General features: G+C 66.4%; 15 protein-coding genes and 1 pseudogene. 10 read left to right on the forward strand and 6 right to left on the reverse strand.

Annotated elements, in window-relative coordinates; translation table 11 throughout:
• Positions 1-6 precede the first annotated feature (6 nt).
• The 6 genes from QCE83_RS29260 to QCE83_RS29285 form a co-directional block, all read right to left on the reverse strand.
• A complete protein-coding gene (locus QCE83_RS29260) occupies positions 7-2,229 on the reverse strand; it encodes a xanthine dehydrogenase family protein molybdopterin-binding subunit (RefSeq protein WP_309819446.1) in 2,223 nt (740 codons plus the stop codon).
• Positions 2,226-3,215: a xanthine dehydrogenase family protein subunit M gene (locus QCE83_RS29265; RefSeq protein ID WP_309819449.1), complete on the reverse strand. Its 990-nt coding sequence runs from the start codon at positions 3,213-3,215 to the stop codon at positions 2,226-2,228. The genes QCE83_RS29260 and QCE83_RS29265 overlap by 4 nt, the downstream gene beginning before the upstream one ends.
• Positions 3,216-3,225: 10 nt before the next feature.
• Positions 3,226-3,918: a 2Fe-2S iron-sulfur cluster-binding protein gene (locus tag QCE83_RS29270; protein WP_309819453.1), complete on the reverse strand. Its 693-nt coding sequence runs from the start codon at positions 3,916-3,918 to the stop codon at positions 3,226-3,228.
• 331 nt (positions 3,919-4,249) lie between these two features.
• The gene (locus QCE83_RS29275) at positions 4,250-4,495 is read right to left on the reverse strand and encodes a hypothetical protein (protein ID WP_309819456.1); all 246 of its coding nucleotides are present in this window, start codon (positions 4,493-4,495) and stop codon (positions 4,250-4,252) included.
• 60 nt (positions 4,496-4,555) lie between these two features.
• Positions 4,556-5,071: an isochorismatase family protein gene (locus QCE83_RS29280; protein WP_309819458.1), complete on the reverse strand. Its 516-nt coding sequence runs from the start codon at positions 5,069-5,071 to the stop codon at positions 4,556-4,558.
• A 4-nt stretch (positions 5,072-5,075) separates the two neighbouring features.
• The gene (locus tag QCE83_RS29285; RefSeq protein ID WP_309819460.1) at positions 5,076-6,389 is read right to left on the reverse strand and encodes an inositol monophosphatase; all 1,314 of its coding nucleotides are present in this window, start codon (positions 6,387-6,389) and stop codon (positions 5,076-5,078) included.
• Between the two features lie 90 nt (positions 6,390-6,479).
• Here QCE83_RS29285 and QCE83_RS29290 point away from each other — a divergent pair, with 90 nt between their 5' ends.
• The 10 genes and pseudogenes from QCE83_RS29290 to QCE83_RS29335 all read left to right on the forward strand — a co-directional run bounded on the left by QCE83_RS29290 (position 6,480) and on the right by QCE83_RS29335 (position 21,008).
• A complete protein-coding gene (locus tag QCE83_RS29290) occupies positions 6,480-6,905 on the forward strand; it encodes a GFA family protein (protein WP_309819462.1) in 426 nt (141 codons plus the stop codon).
• Between the two features lie 227 nt (positions 6,906-7,132).
• The gene (locus tag QCE83_RS29295) at positions 7,133-8,707 is read left to right on the forward strand and encodes a S53 family peptidase (RefSeq protein WP_309819464.1); all 1,575 of its coding nucleotides are present in this window, start codon (positions 7,133-7,135) and stop codon (positions 8,705-8,707) included.
• A gap of 77 nt (positions 8,708-8,784) precedes the next feature.
• Entirely contained in the window at positions 8,785-10,503 is a 1,719-nt protein-coding gene (locus tag QCE83_RS29300) for a S10 family serine carboxypeptidase-like protein (RefSeq protein WP_309819466.1), read from the forward strand.
• Positions 10,504-10,912: 409 nt separating this feature from the next.
• Positions 10,913-12,373, forward strand: a complete 1,461-nt coding sequence (locus QCE83_RS29305; protein WP_309819468.1) for an efflux transporter outer membrane subunit — start codon at positions 10,913-10,915, stop codon at positions 12,371-12,373.
• Between the two features lie 102 nt (positions 12,374-12,475).
• Positions 12,476-13,645: an efflux RND transporter periplasmic adaptor subunit gene (locus QCE83_RS29310; protein ID WP_309819470.1), complete on the forward strand. Its 1,170-nt coding sequence runs from the start codon at positions 12,476-12,478 to the stop codon at positions 13,643-13,645.
• A 12-nt stretch (positions 13,646-13,657) separates the two neighbouring features.
• Positions 13,658-16,927: an efflux RND transporter permease subunit gene (locus QCE83_RS29315; RefSeq protein WP_309819473.1), complete on the forward strand. Its 3,270-nt coding sequence runs from the start codon at positions 13,658-13,660 to the stop codon at positions 16,925-16,927.
• 18 nt (positions 16,928-16,945) lie between these two features.
• Positions 16,946-17,611, forward strand: a complete 666-nt coding sequence (locus QCE83_RS29320; RefSeq protein ID WP_309819475.1) for a TetR family transcriptional regulator — start codon at positions 16,946-16,948, stop codon at positions 17,609-17,611.
• A gap of 30 nt (positions 17,612-17,641) precedes the next feature.
• Positions 17,642-19,774, forward strand: a pseudogene (gene katE / locus QCE83_RS29325) (catalase HPII); the annotation flags it as partial.
• 187 nt (positions 19,775-19,961) lie between these two features.
• On the forward strand, positions 19,962-20,495 hold the full coding sequence (locus QCE83_RS29330; protein ID WP_309819477.1) for a hypothetical protein: 534 nt from the start codon (positions 19,962-19,964) through the stop codon (positions 20,493-20,495).
• 246 nt (positions 20,496-20,741) lie between these two features.
• On the forward strand, positions 20,742-21,008 hold the full coding sequence (locus QCE83_RS29335) for an RNA-binding protein (protein WP_309819479.1): 267 nt from the start codon (positions 20,742-20,744) through the stop codon (positions 21,006-21,008).
• The last annotated feature ends 8 nt before the right edge of the window (positions 21,009-21,016 follow it).

Below are 21,016 nucleotides of genomic sequence, written 5' to 3' on the forward strand. Positions count from 1 at the left end.
CGGGTATCACGCCTGCGTTGAAGGCAGGAGCGTATCGAGCGTGATCGGCAGGTCGCGCACTCGGACGCCGGTTGCGTGATACACCGCGTTGCCGAGCGCGCCCGCCACGCCCGTGATGCCGATCTCCCCGATGCCGCGCGCGCCGAGCGGATTGATCAGCGGATCGGGATGCTCGACGAAGGCAATGTCGAGCGTGCCGATATCCGCATTCACCGGCACGTGGTACTCGGCGAGATTGGCGTTCGTATAGCGGCCATAGCGCGCATCGAGTTCGCTCTTTTCCATCAGCGCCGAGCCGACGCCCCACACGATGCCGCCCATCAACTGGCTGTGCGCGGTCTTCTGGTTGAGCAGCGTGCCGACGTCATACACCCCGACGATGCGCGGCACGCGGATGATGCCCAGTTCGGCATCCACATGTACTTCCGCGAACACCGCGCCGAAGGAGTGGAACGCGGCCTGTTTTTTCTCGTCGCCGGGGCGCGTGGTGGCCATTGCCTCGATCGCCTTGCCGCCGTTGCGCGCGATGACCGCCGCCGCCGGATCGCGCCGCCCGGGGTTCGACAGGCTCACGACCCAGCCGTTGTTCACCGTGACGTCCTCGCGCGCCAGGCCCGCGACGGGCGAGCCTTGATCCGCGAGCGCCATCGCGATGAGCTGGTCGCGCGCCTGCAGCGACGCCGCCCGCACCGCCGGCGACACGCTCGCCGCTGATTGCGAGCCGCCCGACACCGGCGCTTTCGGCAGCGACGAATCGCCGAGTGCGAAGCGCACGAAATCGGGCGGAAAGCCGAGCGCGTCGGCGGCCACCTGCGTCATGATCGTGTAAGTGCCGGTGCCGAGATCCTGCGTGCCCGAGGCGACCATCGCGGTGCCGTCCGGCAGGATGCGCGCCACCGCCGACGCCTCGCTGCGGTTGGCCGGATACGTCGCCGTGGCCACGCCCCAGCCGATCAGCGTATTGCCCTCGCGCATCGAGCGCGGCGCGGGCTGCCGTTTCGCCCAGCCGAAGGTGTCGGCGCCGCGCTGATAGCACTCCAGCAGCGACTTCTCCGACCACGGCTTCTTTTCCTGCGGCTCCATGTTCGCGTGGTTCTTCACGCGGAACGCGAGCGGGTCCATCTTCAGCTGATACGCCATTTCGTCGATGGCCGTTTCGAGCGCGAACGAGCCGCTCGTCTCGCCCGGCGCGCGCATGAAGGTCGGCGTGCCGATGTCGAGCTTCACCAGCTTGTGCGACGTCGACTGATTCGGCACCGCGTACAGCATGCGCGTGACGATGGCCGAGCTTTCGGTCCAGTCCTCGAAAGTCGACGTGGTGGAGATCACGTCGTGGCGCATGCCGGTCATGACGCCGTCGTCGCGTGCGCTGATCTGGATGCGCTGCTCGGTGAAGGGCCGGTTGCCGATCATGCCGAACATCTGCGGGCGCGTCAGCACGAGCTTCACGGGCCGCCCGGTCTGCTTCGACGCCATCGCGGCCAGCACGACATGCGACCAGACCGAGCCCTTGCAACCGAAGCCGCCGCCGACGAACGGACAGATCACGCGCACGTTGTCATCGGCGATGCCGAAGAACTTCGCGACCGCACTGCGCGCGCCGGAGACGCCTTGGGTCGCGTCATAGAGCGTGAGCTTCGGGCCGTCCCAGCGGGCCAGCGTGGCGTGCGGCTCCATCGGATTGTGATGTTCGTAGGGCGTCGTGTAGACCGCGTTCAGACGCGTCGGGCCTTGCCGCAAGCCGGCCTCGACGTCGCCGCGCTGAGTCGTGATCGCGCGGCCCATCATTTTCTCCGGCTGATAGGCCTGAGGCTTCGCGCGCTCGAAATCGGCGTTGGGCATCGCGGCCTCGTAGCGCACGTCGACGTAACGCGCCGCGTCCTGCGCATGTTCCAGCGAATCCGCGACGACGACCGCCACCGGCTCGTTGCTGTAGCGCACTTCGTTGGTCTGCAGCAGCGTGAGCTTGCGCACGGCGGGCGGCTGCGCGTCGGGGACGCCGTTGTTGGGTAGGCGCAGCGCGTTCTGGTAGGTCATCACGAGCAGCACGCCGGGCATCGATTGCGCGCGGTTCGACTCGATCGACGCGATGCGCCCGCGCGCCACCGTGCTCGTGACGAGCACCGCATGGGCGAGCTTGGCGTCGGTGTTGTCGGCGCTGTAGCGGGCCTGGCCGGTGACCTTGAGCACGCCGTCGGTGCGGTCGAGCGGTTTTCCAATGACAGTCATGCGACACCTCCGGCCTGTTGAACGGCGCGCACGATCGCGCGTTGTGCGAGCGTGACCTTGAACGCGTTGTCGCGCTGCGGCTGCGCGCCTTGGACGGCAAGCACGGCGGCCGCCTGCAGCGTGGCCGGATCGAGCGGCTTGCCGGCGAGCGCCTGTTCGGCCGCGTTGGCGCGCCACGGCTTGTGCGCGACACCGCCCAGCGCGATGCGCGCCTGACGGACCGTGTTGCCGTCCATCTGCAATGCCGCCGCAACGGACACCAACGCGAACGCATAGCTCGCGCGGTCCCGCACCTTCAGGTACTTCGAGTGTCCGGCGAACAACGGCGGCGGCAGATTGACCGACGTGATCAGCTCGCCGGGCTGCAAGGTGGTATCGAGATCGGGCCGTTCGCCCGGCAGCCGATGAAACTCCGCGAACGGAATGGCCCGCTCGCCGTTCGGACCCGTGACGCGCACGACAGCATCCAGCGCGGCGAGCGCGACGCTCATGTCGGAAGGATTCGTCGCGATGCACTGACGGCTCGCGCCGAGAATCGCGTGCATGCGGTTATGGCCGTCGAGCGCCGCGCAGCCGCTACCCGGCGTGCGCTTGTTGCACTGGGGAAAGCCGGGGTCGTAGAAATACGAACAGCGCGTGCGCTGCATCAGGTTGCCGCCGACCGTCGCCATGTTGCGCAACTGCGCCGACGCGCCAGCAAGCAGCGCCTGCGACAGCAGCGGATAGCGCTCGCGGACCCACGTGTGATTCGCGGCGTCGCTGTTGCGCACAAGTGCGCCGATGCGCAGGCCGCCGTCGGGCAGCGTGCTGATGCCGTCGAGCGCGGCGATGTGCGTGATGTCGACGAGCTTCATCGGCCGCATCACGCCGCCTTTCATGAGATCGAGCAGGTTGGTGCCGCCGCCGATGAACATCGTGCCGGGCTGGCTCGCCGCCTGCAGCGCCGTGCCGATGTCGGCGGCGCGTTGATAGGAGATCGCGTCCATGTGCGTCTCCTCAGGCGTTGCCGGACGCGACCGACTTCACCGCCGCGACGATGTTCGGATACGCGCCGCAGCGGCAGATGTTGCCGCTCATGCGCTCGCGGATTTCGTCGTCGGACAGCTGCGCGGGGCGGAAGCGCACGTCGGCCGTGACCGCGCTGGCATCGCCGGCACGGTATTCGGCGATGAGCGCCGTCGCCGAGCACAGCTGCCCGGGCGTACAGTAGCCGCACTGAAAGGCGTCCTTCTCGATGAAGGCGCGCTGGATCGGCGCGAGCGCGTCGCCGTCGGGCGCGAGTCCTTCGACCGTGGTGACGGACTCGCCGTCGTGCATCACCGCAAGCGTCAGGCACGAGTTGATGCGCCGGCCCGAAACTATTACCGTGCAGGCGCCGCACTGGCCGCGGTCGCAGCCCTTCTTCGTGCCGGTGAGGCCGGCGTATTCGCGCAAGGCATCGAGCAGCGTGGTGCGCGCCTCGACGTGCAGTTCGTGGGGATGGCCGTTGATGGTCAGCGTGACGGGCAGCGTCGGCACGGCGGCGGGCGGTAGCGGCGCGGGCGCCGGTGCAGCGGCCTGTTGCTGGGCGTGCGCGAGCGGCGCGGCACTCACTGCGGCGGCGGCCGCCGCGGACTGCAGGAAGCGTCGGCGCGATGGCTGCTGCGCGGTGTCGCTGGTGTCGTGGGAAGGGGTATTGGCTGGGGACATGGCGATTCGATGCTCCTCGCTCGTTCGGAAGGATGCCTGCACAGTCTCCGGTCTTCGTGAAGGCATTCGCCCGCGGCGAAACGCGACATCGTGCGCCGGGTGCTCGAGTGCTGTGCGGTGCATGGGATGCGCGGGGCGTGTGTCCGTTCTTTCGTGATCGAACGTTCGACTCCGCGACGGCTCGCAATCAGCAAGTACGGTGCCATGCGGTGCGTGACGGACCGGCCGTGAAGGGCCGACAGAAAAGGCGCGTAATAGCTGCACGCACCGGTAAATCCGGCACATCACATCATCTGGAAGATGGCGAAATTGCCAGTTTCGTGAGTGACGCTCAACGTCCGGGCGGGTTGCCGTAGCGAGGAATGGAGCCCTCGGCACGGGCCTGGGCGAGCGCCGCGCGGACTTGCGCCCGCGTGAGCGGGGCGCTCGGCGGTGTGACTTCCGACTGGGTTTGTGTTTGTGAAGGCGCTTGCATCTGCATCTGCGGCTGCGGCGGCGCCGTGTCACTCGACTGCGCCACGGCCTGGGCGGCAAGCATGCAGCCGGCACACAAGGCCGGGCGAACTGGGAATGTCATGGCGCGCTCCTTCGACTTCGTGCAACGGCAAGCGAGCAGAAGAACGCCATGGTCGCACGGTCACTTGATCAGCGCGAGCGTCTCCCTGAAGCGCGGATGCGCATAGGTGCCAAGCCAGCCGAACAGCGTGGTTTCGACCGTCGTGAGCCGTGCGCCTTCCTGCTGCGCGCGCGCCAGTGCGATGTCGCGATCGGCGGGACGGCGCGACGCCACGGCATCCGCCACGTACTCCACGCGATAGCCCAGCCGCAGCAGTCCCAATACGGTCAGCAGCACGCAGACATGCGCCTCTGCGCCCGCGATCCACAGCGGGCCGGGCGCGGGCGGCAGCGCGTGGATGAAGGCGGGTTCGAGCGTGGCGTCGAAGGTCTGTTTCTCGATACGGCGGGCCGCATCGCAATGAGCGAGCAAGGCGTCCGCCGTCCCGCCGATGCCGCGCGGATTCTGCTCCGTGACGAGCAACGGCACGTCGAGCAGTTGCGCCGCACGCATGAGCGTCGCGACGCGGCGGGTCAGCTGCTCGCCGCCGTCGAGATGCGGCAGCAGCCGCGCCTGCATGTCGATGACAACGAGCACGGCATCAGGCCTCGCTTTCCATGATCCGGTCGATCAGCCGCGCATTCTCGCCCGCCGAGCCGATGCCCGCATGCCGCGCCATCGGCACGAAGAAATGCGTGGCGATGGGCAGCTTCGAGCGCTCGAGCCAGCCCGTCAGATGCGTGGCGAGGCGTCGCGCGGGCGCCTTCAGTTCCTCGCGCAGCACGGCGGGCAGGGTGTCGAAGTGGCGCATGTCGGTCTGATACGGCTCCGGCGCGACGCACAGCGCGTTCGGCCGGCCATCGACATCGACGGGCAGCCGCTCCAGCGCCTGATGCAGCAGCGCGACGCCGAGCCCTTCGCCGCGCCACGGCTTGCGCACTTCCCACAGGCCAATATAGATCACGCGATGCGCGTTGAACACTTCGCAGAGCTTCTCGGGACCGAGCGCCTCGGTCGCGGCGAGCGCGAGCGACAGCATCTCGCCGGAGTAGGTATCGAGCGTATAGACGAGGTCGGCGCTGCGCTGCAACGGCGGCACCTTGACCAGTTGCAGCTTGACCGCCGCCGCGACGATGTCGCTGCCCGCTTCGTGGAACACGGCGAACGCCGTGCCGAGGCGCTCGTCGTCCACTTGCGGATACTCGTGGCGATAAGTCATCGTGAAGAGAAACGGCCCGATCTTCTCGCGATACGCAAGCGGCCGGTCCACGTCATACACGTCCGTGCCGTCGAGGCCATAGGGATCGTAATCGCGCTTCTCGCGGCGGGCGCCGTCCTGCGCCAGCGCGGCGAGCGGCCGGCGCGACTCGGGCACGAGATCTTCCGGCAGGCCTTCCCAAGTGAGCCGCAGGAACTCGCGGCCGCCGCGATAGTGCGTCTCGAACAGCGCCAGGACGGGATCGGCCGCCACCGGCTCCAGGATGCGCTGCGCGCATTCGGCGGCGCGGTCGAGCAACTGGTCCGCTTCGGCGGGATCGGGCGCGAGGTGCGGTTCGTTGCCGTCCGGCGTGGCGGGCAGGCCGCGCGCGAGCCGCTCCTTGTGCGCCAGTTCGAGCCATTCGTCGGCGGCGCGTTCGGCGATGAAGCCCGCCGCGATCCGGTAACCCGTCAGCACGATCGACTGGCCGGTTTGCCCGAGCGGGAACACGTAGGAATCGTTCATGGCGTCGTCGACCGTGACGCCGCGGAAGGTTTCGCGCGGCGCGTGCGTCTGCGCGGCGGTGTCGAAACGGGCATGCGAGAGAACGTGAGCGACGAGGTCCGTGGCGGCCGGACCGAAGTCCGATCCGGCGCCGGGAAGAAGCTTCAGGAGGGACAAGGTGCGGGTGCTGCCGGCCGTGCTCGCTGTGCTCATGAGTGCCATCTCCGATCGTGAAGGGTTATCGTAACAAACCAGGGGGCGCGGCAGGCGCGCCGGTGCAATGATCATTCCCGGGAGGGCACGATGAATGTCAAACAGGGCGACGAAACCAGCGCGACGGTTCACGAGGGCGGCTGCGCATGCGGCGCCTTCCGCTTTCGCACATCAGGCCCGCACAAGCGCGTCGGCATGTGTCACTGCATGACGTGCCGGCAGGTGCATGGATCGGCCTTCGGCGCCTACGTGATCTATGCGCGCGGCGCCGTGACGATGAGCGGCAGTGTATCGACCTGGCAGAGTTCCGGGCAGGGGCGGCGGCATTTCTGTCCGATCTGCGGCTCGGTGGCGTATATGGAGTACGTGTCGCGCGACGAAATCGATCTGCCGCTCGGCGCCTTCGATCAGACTGGCGTGTTCGAACCGGACTACGAGTTGTGGTGCAGACATCGCGAGCCGTGGCTCCAGCAAGGCGCGCGGCCCGAATATGACGAAGAGCGGCCCGCGCATTAGCCGCTACCACCTCGTTGCCTTCATCATCCGGGATCCTGCGTTCGGAGACATCGTTTGTCTCACTGGAACTGCATGCTCTCGTCAACGGTCCGAGCAATTGCATTCACGCCCGGAAAATAAGACGATGAGCGACGTGCGTGCAGCGCGTCGCGACACGCGCCGCGCCGGGCGAGAGCGGCAGGATCGGTCACCTGTGAACTGCAAGGCCAACGAGGAGTATTGACATCATGGCGAAGCAACCGGTCAGCGGCAGCGACAAGATTCATCCCGAAGGCGCGAAATGCATCGGCGCGTGCGATCCCGGCGAGCAGATCGAAGTGATCGTGATGCTGCGGCGCAAGGACGAAGCGGGCTTCAAGGAGATGATGGCGCGCATCGATGCGGGCGAGGCGCCCGCTCAACCCGTTTCGCGCGCCGAGTTCGACAAACGTTTCACTGCTTCCGACGCAGACGTCGAGAAGGTCAAGGCCTTCGCGAAGCAATACGGCCTGACCGTCGTGCGGGCGGAAACCGAGACGCGCAGTGTCGTGCTGAAAGGCACCATCGAACAATTCCAGAAAGCTTTCGATGTGAAGCTCGAACGCTTTCAACATCACAACATCGGCGAATATCGCGGCCGCGCGGGCCCGGTGAATGTGCCCGACGACATGCACGACGCCGTGACCGCCGTGCTCGGCCTCGACAGCAAGCCGCAGGCGCGTCCGCACTTCCGTTTCCGTCCGCCCTTCAAGCCTGCGCGCGGCGCGGCGCCCGCGTCGTTCACGCCGGTCGACCTCGCGCGCCTCTATGACTTCCCTGATGGCGACGGCGCCGGGCAGTGCATCGCGATCATCGAACTGGGCGGCGGCTATCGCGACAGCGATCTCAGCGCCTATTTCAAGAAGCTCGGCGTGAAGGCGCCGACGGTGATTTCAGTCGGCGTCGACAACGCGAAGAACGCGCCCACCGGCAACCCGAACGGTCCTGACGGCGAAGTGACGCTCGACATCGAAATCGCCGGGGCGATCGCGCCGGGCGCGCGCATCGCCGTGTACTTCGCGCCGAACAGCGACGCCGGTTTCGTCGATGCCGTCAATCGCGCGCTGCACGATTCAAGCAACCAGCCTTCGGTCATCTCGATCAGCTGGGGCGGCCCCGAGTCCAACTGGTCGTCGCAGTCGATCAGCGCCTTCAACGCGGTGCTGCAAAGCGCGGCCGCACTCGGCGTCACCGTGTGCGCCGCATCCGGCGACAGCGGCTCGTCCGACGGCGCCAGCGACGGCGCCGATCACGTCGACTTCCCGGCATCGAGCCCGTATGTGCTCGGCTGCGGCGGCACGAGCCTCACGGCCTCGGCGAGCGGCATCGGCAGCGAGGTGGTCTGGAACGACGGCGACCAGGGCGGTTCGGGCGGCGGCGGCGTGTCGAGTGTCTTCGCGCTGCCGGTCTGGCAGAAAGGGCTTTCGGTGACGCGCAACGGCAGGCATGCGGCGCTCGCGAAGCGCGGCGTGCCCGATGTGGCCGGCGACGCCTCGCCGCAAACCGGCTACGAAGTGCTGATCGACGGCGAAGAGACCGTGGTCGGCGGGACGAGCGCCGTCGCGCCGTTGTGGGCCGCGTTGATTGCGCGCCTCAACGCGCTCAACGGGTCGCCGGCCGGCTTTGTGAATCCGAAGCTGTACAAGGCGGAGACCGCGTTCCACGACATCACCGAAGGCAACAACGGCACGTTCTCGGCCTCGGCCGGCTGGGATGCCTGCACTGGACTGGGCAGCCCGGACGGCGGCAAGATCGCAGCGGCGCTCAAGTCCGCCAAGGGCTGAGTGCTTTTGAGTTCAAGCAGTAGCAGGCAGCACCGACAGTGAACAACAACCACGACGACGATTCTGGAGCGACGACGATGAACTCCGATCCACTGGCAGCGAAGCATCCCTCCGCCGAAGCCGCGCCTGCATCGCAGGCGGCGGCCCCGGCGGTCCCGGCAGCGAAGAAAGCGGCGAAGAAGACCTCGTCCGCGAAGCAGGACCAGCCGTATTTCGATCCTGTCGCCTACGGCAACGGTCCCGACGACGCCGTCCAGGCCAGCGAGGCCGATGAGAACGCGGCCATCACGCATCACAGCGTGACCATCGGCGGGGCGAAGATCGCCTACACGGCGACGGTCGGCCATCTCGTGACGGTCGATCCGAGCAGCTCGAAGCCGAACGCGAAGATGTTCTACGTCGCGTTCACGAAGGACGGCGCGAAGGAAGAGACCCGGCCGCTGATGTTCTTCTATAACGGCGGACCGGGATCGTCGTCGGTATTCGTGCTGCTGGGCTCGTTCGCGCCGCGCCGCATCAAGACCGCCATGCCGAGCTTCACGCCGCCCGCGCCCTATCAGATGGAAGACAATCCGGACAGCCTGCTCGACCGCAGCGACCTGATCTTCATCAACCCGGTGGGAACCGGCTACTCGGCGGCCATCGCGCCGAACACGAATCGCGATTTCTGGGGCGTGGATCAGGATGCGGGATCGATCGCGCAGTTCATCAAGCGCTATCTGACGAAGAACAACCGCTGGAATTCGCCCAAGTTCCTGTTCGGCGAGTCCTACGGCACGGCGCGCAGCTGCGTGCTCGCCTACAAGCTGCACGAGGACGGCATCGACCTGAACGGCGTCACGCTGCAATCGTCCATTCTCGATTACGCCCAGGCGGGCAATCCTGTCGGCGCGTTGCCGACGGCGTCGGCCGACGCGTGGTATCACAAGAAGCTCGGCGTGCACCCGACGCCGACCAACCTTCTCACGTTCGCCGAAGAGGTCGCGGAGTTTGCGCGCACGGACTATCTGAATGCGCTGCGCAAGTTTCCGCAGACGGACGACGAGCTGGTGGAGAAGCTGTCCGAATACACGGGCATCGAGAAGGCCACCTTGCTGGCCTGGAGTCTCGACATTGCCGCCTACGACAGCCGCGGCAATTCGCTGTTCCTGACCACCTTGCTCAAGGCGAAGGGTGAAGCGCTCGGCTCGTACGACGGACGCGTGACGGCCATCTCGACGGGCATCGCGGGCAAAATCGATCCGAATTCCGGCGGCAACGATCCGACCATGACGGCGGTCAGCGGCGTGTACACGACGATGTGGAACAGCTATCTGAACGAGCAGCTGAAGTTCACCTCGACGTCATCGTTCACCGACCTCAACGACCAGGCCTTCCTCAACTGGGACTTCAAGCACACGGACCCGACCGGCGCGCAGAAGGGCCTCGATGCCAAGGGCAACGTGATCCTCTACACGGCGGGCGATCTTGCCGCGGTCATGGCGCTGAACGTGGACCTGAAGGTGCTGTCGGCGAACGGCATGTACGACTTCGTGACGCCGTTCTATCAGACGGTCATCGATCTCCAGCAGATGCCGCTGATCGACAAGACCGTGCGGCAGAACCTGTCGGCGAGCTTCTATCCGTCGGGGCACATGGTCTATCTCGACGGCGGTTCGCGCACGCAACTGAAGGCGGACGTGGCGAAGATGATCGACGAGACCACGGGCAATCATGCGGCGATGACGCGCATCATCGCGCTGCAGAAGGTCACCGCGGACAAGCTCGGCGCGCTGTCGCCGGCTGCGGGCGGCTGAGGGAGATCGTCTCGCTTCCGCTGCGTCGCCGGTGATCGGCTGACGCAGCGGCGTCTGCTGCAAACTCTTCTCTTCGGCATCCTGCCTTCTTCCCGGACGGCGCTTCTCAAATTCCTCCTCCACGTGCGTATCGGTCTTCATCGGTCTTCATGCCGAAAGACCTTGCGTATCCATCGCGTAAAAGAATCGCCGATAGCGAATCTGCGATTCGCATCTGCCTCGTCGAAATCGGCGCGCGACGTCGATAAGATTTCTTCGTCCATGGCGACGAACCACGCGCAGCGCCTCGAAGGCGCCGGACGCGGACATTCGAATCAAGTCGCACTGCACGGCCAATTCAATAAAAAAGAGAATGTGCGTGAAAACAGCTTTCCGGCTCTTCGCACCCGTGCCTGTTGCACGATGCCGCTTGAACTGGCGTCGTGTTGCGGCGCTTGCCGTGCTGCTGCCCCTCGCGGCGTGCATGCTCGGTCCGGACTATCAGCGGCCCGCGATGCAGGTGCCACAGAGCTTCAAGGAAGGCACCGACTGGCAGCGCGCCGACGCGAATCCTCAAGCCGCCATCGACAGCACCTGGTGGCGCATGTATGGCGACGAGCGCCTGAATCAGCTCGTCGAACAGGCCTTGCAGGCGAACCAGTCGATTGCGGTGGCCGAAGCCGCGTATCGCGTCGCGCTCGCGACGGTCGCGGCCAATCGCGCCGGCCTGTTTCCGACCGTCACGGCGGGCTTCGCTGGGACGCGTTCCGGCGGCGTCGCGCAGGCCGCGGGCGCGGCGCGGAATTCAGGCGCGCCCGCCGCCGTGCCGGGCAACAGCGTGGTCATGCTTGGCTCGGTGAGTTGGGAGCTGGATTTGTGGGGCGCGGTGCGGCGGCAGATCGAGCAGGCCAAGGCGAACGCACAGGCTTCCGATGCGCAACTGGCCGGTACGCGCATATCCATTGCCGCGAGCTTGGCCACGACGTATTTCGAACTGCGGCAAGCGGACTACGACCTGCAGGCGCTGAACGCGCAACGGGACATCGACGCCCGCCTTCTCGCGATGACCCAGACCGCCCTGGCCGAAGGCTACGCATCCAGCGACGATGTCCTGTCCGCCCAGCAGACCTTCGAAACGATCACCGCGCTGCTGCAGGCAACCGCCACGGCCCGCGAGCAGGACGAACACGCCATCGCCGTGCTGACCGGCGTGCCGCCCGCATCGTTCAGCATTGCCGCCGATCCGGACTATCGCTTCGTTGCGCCCGCCGTGCCGCTCGCGCTGCCGGCGCAGTTGCTCGAACGTCGCTATGACGTGGTCAGCGCCGAGCGCTCGGCGGCGGCGGCCAATGCGGGCATCGGCGTGGCGGTGGCCGCGTTCTTTCCGACGCTCTCGCTGTCCGCCGACGGCGGTTTCGCGCACGACACGCTCGCGCATCTGTTCACCGTGCCGTACCGCTTCTGGACGCTCGGCCCCGATCTCGCGCAAACCCTCTTCGACGGCGGTGCGCGCACGGCCGCCGAACACGAGGCCCGCGCCCGCTACGACGAAAGCGTCGCGACGTATCGCAATACGGTGCTGGCGGCGTTCCAGAGCGTCGAAGACAGCCTGTCCTCGATCAATCATTTGCAGACGCAGGAGCACGCGGTTGCGAAGGTGCTGAACGACAACCTGCGGCTGTTCGCGAGCAAGCAAGCGCAGTTCGACGCCGGCGCGGTCGGTCAGCAGGACGTGCTCGCGCAGCGCCTGACCTTGATCCAGGCACGGCAGAGCCTGCGCGACACCGAGGCGCTGCTGACGCAAAGCCATGTGCTGCTCGTGAAGAATCTCGGCGGCGGCTGGCAGCAGGATCATGCCGGCGTTGCTGCGCACGCTGCTGCATCCGGCTGATCCGGCGATCCCGCTTGGGCTCCACACGACCGGGCAGCGAGCGGCGGGCGTGACGGGAGGGAGAGGCCGCTCGCATCCGTCACCCGCCAGAGCGGAGTTCATATGACGTCACGCCTTCGACGCGCGACCTTGTCGTGCCTGTGTCCGATCGTGCTTGCCGCCTGCTCGAAGAGTCCGGCGCCGCCCGCGCTGGCGCGCGTCGCGATCGTAACGGTGCAGCCGCGCTCGGTGCCGCTCGAACGAAGCCTGGTCGGGCGCCTGTCGCCGTACTACAGCGCCAATGTCACCGCGCGCGTGTCCGGACTGCTGCTCAGGCGCGATTACACCGAAGGCGCGGCGGTGCGGGCCGGACAGCTGCTGTTCGAAATCGATCCGGCGTTCTACCGCGCGCAGCTCGACACCGCGCTGGCGGTGCTGGCAGAGGACCGGGCCGTGGCCGTCAACAACCGGATCACGGCGGCGCGCGATCGCAGGCTGCTGCCGGTCGGCTCGGTGTCGCAGCAGACGGTCGACAACGCCGACGCCGCCGAGCGCAGCGCCGCGGCCAAGGTACAGGCCGATGAAGCGGCCGTGCATAGCGCGCGCGTGTCGCTCGACTACACGCGCGTGACGGCGCCGGTCAGCGGCATGGCGGGGCAGCAGCAGGTCACGGCGGGCGCGGTGGTGGGCACCGGCACGTCCGACAGCGGCGGCAACGGCACGCTGCTGACGACCATCCAGACGATCGATCCGATGTACGTGAACTTCACGATCAGCTCAGCCGACCTCGCCACGCTGGAACAGCCCTCGAGCCAGCCTGCCATCGAACTCGCAAAGCCTGCCGAGACCACCGTGCGCATCGCGCTGCCCAACGGTGCGCCTTACGGCAGCGCCGGGACGCTCGACTTCTCCGGCGTCACGGTGAATGCCGCGACCGGGGCCGTCAATCTGCGAGCGCGGGTCGCGAACCCGGAACGGCGTCTCCTGCCGGGCATGTACGTGACGCTGACCGTCGACCTGGGGCGGCAGAACGGCGTGTTCCTGATCCCGCAAGAAGCTTTACTGCGCGACACCGAGGGCGCCTACGTGCTGACCGTGGATGCGCACGACACGGTCGCGCGCCGCGATGTGGAGGCCACCGAGAGCCACGGTAATGACTGGATCGTCACGCGTGGGCTTGGTGACGGCGACCGGATCATCGTGACCGGGCTTCAGGCGGCGCACGAGGGAGCGAAGGTCGCGACTGTTGCATGGCAAGCTCCCGCGCCGGCTGCGTCCGGTGCGACGAAGTAGAGGAGGCTGCCCATGCCGAGCTTCTTCATCGACCGTCCGGTGTTCGCATGGGTCGTCGCCGTGCTGATGTCGCTGTTCGGGATCGTGGCGGTGCGCAGCATGGGCATTGCGTCGTATCCCGACATCGCGCCGCCGCAGGTGACGGTCACCGCGCAATACCCCGGCGCGAGCGCCGAGACCATGGAATCGACCGTCACGCAGGTGATCGAGCAGCAGCTCACCGGCATCGACAACCTGCTGTACTTCAGTTCGACATCGGGATCGAACGGGCAGACGCAGATCACCCTCAGCTTCGCGACGGGCACCAACCCGGACATCGCGGAGGTGCAGGTGCAGAACCGGGTCGCGCTGGCGCAGCCGCTGCTGCCTTCGCAGGTCACGCAACAAGGCGTGGTGGTCGCAAAGTCGAGCCCGGACATCCTGATGTTCATTGCCTTGCAGTCGAACAATCCGGGCATCGGCTCAGGGGAGCTGTCCGACATCGTCGCCTCGCGGATCCAGCCGGCCATCGGGCGGGTCACGGGTGTCGGCAACACGACCCTGCTTGGCTCCGAATATGCGATGCGCATCTGGCTCGATCCCGACAAGCTGCAAAGCTACGGACTCTCGACCACGCAAGTCTTCAATGCGGTGGCCCAGCAGAACGCGCAGTTCCCGGCCGGCTCGCTGGGCGCGGACCCGGCCACCAAGGGGCAGGCATTCACGGCGACCGTCTCGGGCGACACGCTGTTCTCGTCGATGAAGCAGTTCCGCGACATCATCGTCCTGTCGAACAGCAGCGGCACGACGGTCAGGCTGAGCGACGTCGCGCGCATCTCGTTCGGGCCGCAGACCGGCGGCCTGGCGGCGTCCTATCGCGGCAAGCCGGCCGGCGGCCTGGCGGTCTTCCTGCTGCCGGGCGCCAACGCGCTGAAAGTGGAGCGCGCCGTGAAGGCCACGATGGACACGCTCGCGCGCGACCTGCCCGCCGGCGTCACGTGGTCCGTGCCGTACGACACCACGCCCTTCATCACGGCATCGATCGAGGATGTGGTCCGCACGCTGGCCGAAGCGATCGCGCTGGTATTCCTCGTCATGCTGGTGTTCCTGCAGAACCTGCGCGCGACGATCATTCCGGTGCTCGTGATTCCGGTCGCGCTGCTGGGCACCTTCATCGGTCTCGCCGCGCTCGGCTTCACGCTCAACCAGCTGACCCTGTTCGGCATGGTGCTCGCCATCGGCATCGTGGTGGATGACGCGATCGTCGTGATCGAGAATGTCGAGCGCATCATGAGCGAGGAGGGCACGCGGCCGCGAGCGGCGACGCACAAGGCCATGACACAGATCACGGGCGCGATCGTCGCCATTACCGTGGTGCTGACGGCGGTGTTCGTGCCTTCCGCGCTGCAGCCGGGCGCGACGGGCATCATCTACGCGCAGTTCGCGCTGACGATCGCCATCTCGATGGGCTGCTCCGCGTTCCTCGCCATGTCCTTCACGCCGTCGCTATGCGCGGCGATCCTCAAGCCGCATCATCGGAAGGAGAAGAACGCGTTCTATCGCGGGTTCGACCGGATCTTCGACTGGACCGCGACACGCTACGTGGCCCAGGCCGGCCGCATGATCCGCCGGGCGCCGCGCTGGATGTCGGCGTTCGCGCTGGTCGCGGTGCTGGCGGGCTTCCTGTATGCGCGGCTGCCCACGGGTTTCGTGCCGGACGAGGACCAGGGCTTCGTGCTCGCCCTCGTCAACCTGCCGCCCGGAGCGACCTTGCAGCGCACCGCGCACGTGATGGACGAAGTGCGCGACACGCTCGCCCGCAGCGACGTGAGCCGCGACATCGCCGGGATTTTCCAGCCGGAGGGTTTCAGCTTTGTCGGCACGAGCGAGAACGTCGGCATGGCCTTCATCCAGCTCACGAACTGGGACAAGCGGTCCGCGACGGCCATGGCGCTGATCCCGCGCATGAACCGGATCCTGTCCGGCATTGCGGACGCACAGATTTTCGTCGTCAATCTGCCGACCATCCGAGGCCTGAGCCAGTTCGGCGGCGTGGACATGTATCTGCAGGCGCGCGCGGGCCAGTCGCGCGCCGAGCTGGGACAGGCGGAGCACACCCTGCTCGCCGATGCCGCGAAAAGTCCCGTGCTGGCAGGCATCCGTCCTAACTCGCTGCCTTACCAGCAGCAGCTGGACATCGCGGTGGACCGGACGCAGGCGCAGGCGATGGGTCTCTCGCTGACGGATGTCTACCAGACGCTCGGGATGGAACTGGCGCCGTCCTACGTCAACCAGTTCACCTACGGCGGCCGCGTGAAGCGGGTCTATCTGCAGGCGGACGCGCCGTACCGGATGGGGCTCGATGCCTTTCAGCATCTGTTCACGCCGGGCACTTTCGCAGTCAACAATGCGGGCAACAGCGCAAGCAGCGCCTCGCGCGGCTTCACGACGCCGGTCGATCCCTCGCCCGCCAACACGTCGATCGCGCCGTACGACATGGTGCCGCTCGCGAGCGTCGTCGCTGCCAGATGGGCCTACGGTCCGACCGCACTGCCGCGCTACAACGGCTATTCGGCGATCGAGATCGTCGGCAATTCGGCGCCCGGCTATTCGACGGGCCAGGCGATGAACACGCTCGATCACATCGTCGATCACGGACTGCCGCACGGCTTCGCGGCGAACTGGACCGGGCAGTCGTATCAGGAACTGCTGTCGGGCTCGTCGGCGACGCTGCTGATGGCGCTCTCGATCGTCGTGGTGTTCCTGTGCCTGGCGGCGCTTTACGAAAGCTGGTCGATTCCCGTCTCGGTGCTGCTCGTCGTGCCGCTCGGCATGCTGGGCATGCTGGTGTTCTGCCGGCTCTTCGGCGTGCCGAACGACATCTACTTCAAGATCGGACTCGTCACCGTGATCGGACTGGGCGCCAAGAACGCGATCCTGATCGTCGAGTTCGCGGTGGACGGCCAGAAAGACGGCCTCACGCTGCGCGACGCGGTGCTGCAGGCCGCACGCCTGCGCCTGCGGCCGATCCTGATGACCTCGCTGGCGTTCATCCTCGGCGTCCTCCCGCTCGTGCTGTCGTCGGGCGCGGGTGCGGTGTCGCGGCATGAGATCGGCACCGGGGTGATCGGCGGCATGCTGTTCGCGACGGTGTTCGGGCTGCTGCTGATTCCGGTCTTCTACGTGAGCGTGCGGCGCATGCTGGGCGACAAGCTCGATGAAGTCTCGCCGCGCATGCTGCGCCGCAGCCGCGATGAAGACGACGAAAACGACGACGCTTCGGCGGAGGGCAAACCGGCCTGACGACCGGTGCGACGGCGGATGAAGCGAACACGACAGGAAGCGCTTGCCACACGCGAGCAGATTCTCGACGCGGCCGAATGCGTATTCTCCGAGCAGGGCGTATCGGCCGCCACGCTGGATGCGGTCGCGTTGCGGGCCGGTTTCACGCGTGGCGCGGTCTACGGCCATTTCCACAACAAGCGCGCGCTGCTTGCCGAGGTGATGCAGCGCGTGACGCTGCCGATGGACGCGTTTGCCAATGCCGTCGCCGATGGCGCCCATCCGGATCCGCTCGGCGAGCTCCGTCAGCGGCTGCTGACCTTCCTGGGCACGGTGGCGGTGGAGCCGCGCAACCGCCGACTGTGCGAGGTGCTTTACACGAAATGCGAGCACACGGACATCACGGCGTGCATCTTCGCCACGCAGCGCGATGCGGCGGTCGATGGCCGGGAGCAGTTCGGACGCCATCTTGCGCATGCGGTCGCGCGGGGACAGTTGCCGCCCGGACTGGATGTCAAGCGCGCGGCCGGCGTGGTCCATGCGTTTCTCGGCGGCGTGCTGCGGGACTGGCTGCTTGAGCGGGACGCGATCGCGCTGCCGCGCGATGCTGCGTATTTGACTGATGTTTGCATCGGCATGCTGAGGCTCGTGCCGCTGTTGCGCCCGGAGTGTGCCGTCGAACAGGAACGTTGCTTGCGCAGGTGAGAGACGAATAGACGAACCTCACACCCGGAGTCCCCACATATGGCAACAAAGAAGCAGCCGGCGAGCGGCGTCGCTCGCGTGCCTTCGCACAGCAACAGCAACGCGAAGGTGGAAGCGCTCGAAACCTTTCGCACCGATGCTACCGGTCAAGCCCTGACGACTAATCACGGCGTCAAGATCTCCGATAACCAGAATTCCCTGCGCGCCGGGGAACGCGGCCCGTCGCTGCTCGAAGATTTCATCATGCGTGAAAAGATCACGCACTTCGACCACGAACGCATTCCCGAGCGCATCGTGCATGCGCGGGGCTCGGCGGCGCACGGCGTGTTCAAGGTGTACGAATCGCAGGCGGCGCTGAGCAAGGCGGCGTTCCTGCAGGATCCTTCGAAGGAAACGCCTGTCTATGTGCGCTTCTCGACCGTGCAGGGTTCGCGCGGCTCGGCGGATACCGTGCGCGACGTGCGCGGCTTCGCGGTCAAGTTCTACACCGAGGAAGGCAATTTCGATCTGGTCGGCAACAACATGCCGGTGTTCTTCATCCAGGACGCGATCAAGTTTCCCGACTTCGTGCATGCCGTGAAGCCCGAGCCGCACAACGAGATGCCGCAGGGCGGCTCCGCGCACGACACCTTCTGGGACTTTGTCTCGCTGGTGCCGGAATCGGCGCATATGGTGCTGTGGGCCATGTCCGACCGCGCCATCCCGAAGAGCCTGCGGACCATGGAAGGCTTCGGCATCCACACGTTCCGGCTGGTGGACGCGCAGGGCAAGGGACGCTTCGTCAAGTTCCACTGGCGGCCGACCATCGGCTCGGCGTCGCTGCTGTGGGACGAAGCGCAGAAGCTCGCGGGCAAGGACCCGGACTATCATCGCCGGGATCTGTGGGAAGCGATCGACAACGGTGACTACCCGGAATGGGAACTGGGCGTGCAGATCGTCGAGGAAGAGGACGAGCACAAGTTCCCGTTCGACTTGCTCGATCCGACCAAGATCATCCCCGAAGACCTCGTGCCCTTGCAGATGATCGGCAAGCTGACGCTCAATCGCAATCCCGACAACTTCTTCGCGGAGACCGAGCAGGTGGCATTTTGTCCGGGACATATCGTGCCGGGTATCGACTTCACGAACGATCCGCTGCTGCAGGGCCGGCTGTTCTCCTACACCGACACGCAGATCAGCCGCCTCGGCGGTCCCAACTTCCACGAGATCCCGATCAACCGGCCGCTCGCGCCGCTGCACAATGGCCAGCGCGACGCGATGCATCGCATGACGATCGACAAGGGTCAGGCATCGTACGAACCGAATTCCATCGACGGCGGCTGGCCGAAGGAAACCCCGCCGGCTGCTGCGGGCGGCGGCTTCGAGACTTACACGGAGCGCGTGGAAGGCTCGAAGATCCGCGTGCGCAGCCCGTCGTTCAAGGACCATTACTCGCAGGCGACGCTGTTCTGGAACAGCATGACGGATCCTGAAAAGGATCACATCGTGGGCGCTTACTCGTTCGAGCTGAGCAAGGTCGAGCGCAAGCCCATCCGCGAGCGGCAGCTCGGCATCCTCGCCAATATCGACGCGACGCTCGCCTCGCGGGTCGCCGACAACCTTGGTCTGCCCGTGCCCAAGAAGAACGCGAGCGCGGAAGAACTGGGCACGCCGTCGGTGAACGAGTCGAAGGCGCTGTCGATCGTTGCCAAGACGCCGCCTTCGGTCAAGACGCGCAAGGTCGCCATTCTCGCCGCACCGGGTGCGGACGCCGCGACCATCCAGGCAATCAAGGACGCACTCCAGGCTGAAGGCGCCCATGGCAAGGTCATCTCGCCGACGCTCGCGCAACCTGCCCAAGGCGTCGAGCCGGATGCAACCATCCTCGGCATGCCGTCGATCATGTTCGACGGCGTGGTCGTCGCCGGCGGCAAGGCGAGCGCGAAGGCCCTGTCCGAATCCGGCGACGCGCGTCATTTCGTGCTCGAGTCCTTCAAGCATCTGAAGGCCATCGCGGCTGTCGCGGATGGTGAAGACCTGCTGGCGGCTTCGCATCTCCCCACGGGCGATGACGGCATCGCCGTGGGCAGCGACGTCAAGGACGTGATGAAGCGCTTCATCGAGGCCATGGGCCAGCATCGCGTCTGGTCGCGCGCGCAGAAGGCGGAATCGGTGCCTGCCTGAGGCCGTCCGCAACGGGAAACGGCGCTCTGACGGGCGCCGTTTTCCGTGTGGTTCGCCTGAACCGTTTCGTGGCGCGCAAACGATCGTTGGCGTGCGGCGCGCCATTCATGTGTTTTAATTGACCCTCCGATCTTCTCCAATAACAAAGCGGCGCCGTCCGGCCGCACGATGGATTGCACCGAGAGGCATGAATCGAAGGGATAAGAAAGTCATCGAGAGGCGCAAGCGGCACGCCGGGCGTGCCCGCTTCTCCATGCGTGCGGCGCTGGCCTGTACCTGCGCGATGTTTGCGTTCGTGCCCGGCATGTCGCGGGCGCAACGCGCGGAATGGCTCGATGCGCGCGTGACCCAGGCGACCATCGTCGACACGATCTGCGTGCCGGGCTACGTGGACCGCGTACTGCCGTCGTTCGAAAGCCAGATGCGGCAGAAGGAGCGTCTGCTCAAGCAGCGCAGCATCGACGCTTCGTTTGCATCGGAATATGCGCTCGATCATCGGATGCCGGTCTTGCTGGGCGGCTCGCCCAATTCGCCCGCGAACCTCGATCTGCGCCGCTGGGAAGGGCGTGCGGGCCAGCGTCGCAAGGAAAGGCTCGCCGTCTATCTGAAGCGCTGCGTCTGCACCGGTGACATCACGCTCAAGGACGCGCAGTCGGCGATGGCGGGAGACTGGCCTAACCGCTATCCGAATCTTTCCAGCATGTCATGTAACGGCGAGTAAGCGTCGAGAGGCGGTCATTGCCGGTCCGCATCCATCCGATTGTGAAGATCAATCGAAAAAGACGGAATGTCGCGGCTCGATGCGAGTCTATCGGAATAGACTGAGTTAACCCGTCACTTGCCGTGGAGCCATCATGATCGTCGTTTATGTGTCTCTCTTCGTTGTCGGCACGCTTGCCGCGCGTCATGTGCAGCAGCGTCGCGCGAAGCCTGTACCGGTTCGTGTGCGTGCCAGAAGGTGACGGCGATGAACCTCCTCGTCTGGAATCTTCCCCCGCGCTGCGCCGCGCGCGATGTGCGGCGCTTCCTTGAACTTGAGCTCGGCGACTACGCGAGCGACATCCAGGTCCATGGCGCAGGCACCGCCGATGCTTATGCCACCGTCCGGCTCGATACTGATGTCCCCTACATCGGCGAGGCGATTGCCCAGAAGCTGTGCCATCTGCGCCTGCTCGACGCGCCGCTGCGTGCCCGCGCATCCGCTTCCGGCGATGCCTCCATCCGGCTGCACTGAGCGCTTTT

Origin of the sequence: Caballeronia sp. LZ034LL (assembly GCF_031451215.1) — a bacterium.
Classification (GTDB): Bacteria; Pseudomonadota; Gammaproteobacteria; order Burkholderiales; family Burkholderiaceae; genus Caballeronia.